The 639-nt window shown below is 44.1% G+C and carries 1 pseudogene; it reads left to right on the forward strand.

What is annotated here, in order from left to right:
* Nucleotides 1-639 (forward strand): annotated as a pseudogene (locus NXH67_RS00690) (hypothetical protein); the annotation flags it as partial.

Genomic DNA, 639 nt, shown 5'->3' on the forward strand with positions numbered 1-639 from the left:
TCATTACTCGTCAAGCTCTTTGAATATGATTCGCAGGTTGCCGTAGATACAAGTGTCGTAAGAGGATCTGTTTTACGCGTAAACTTCCCCAACACCGGTCTACTGCTCCTTAGAAAGTCCGCCAGAACTCCTGACACCGCCAGAATCATACTCACAACTCCCGGCGGCAAATTAGAATATGACGCCAAAATTGCAAAGGTCTCTGATTATACAATCGACAGCATCTTCGCCCACAGGTTGTACTTACTGATTCCGTTTTATATCTTCAATTATGAAAAACAGTTCAAAGCGATCAATAAGGACTCATCCCGAACCGAAGAACTCGCCGAAGTATACAAAAACATCATCGCAAGACTGGATAAAGAACTTCAAGCAGGCAACTTGTCAGCCTATTCCTACGGTGTTATCATTAGGTTAACACACAAGGTACTATACAAACTTACTATCAAACACAAAACTGTGCAGGAAAAGGTAGGTGGTGTTATGGGCGGAAAAGTTTTGGATTTGCCGGAAGTCAGACTATACCATCAAGGCGTCGAAGAAGGCCGTAAGGAAGGCTTGATGGAAGGCTTGATGGAAGGCGAGGCTGAACGCAACAAACTCCAATCAGAGAATGCTGCGCTTCGTAAAGAGCTTGAA

Origin of the sequence: Butyrivibrio sp. DSM 10294 (assembly GCF_028539135.1) — a bacterium.
Taxonomy (GTDB): domain Bacteria; phylum Bacillota; class Clostridia; order Lachnospirales; family Lachnospiraceae; genus Butyrivibrio.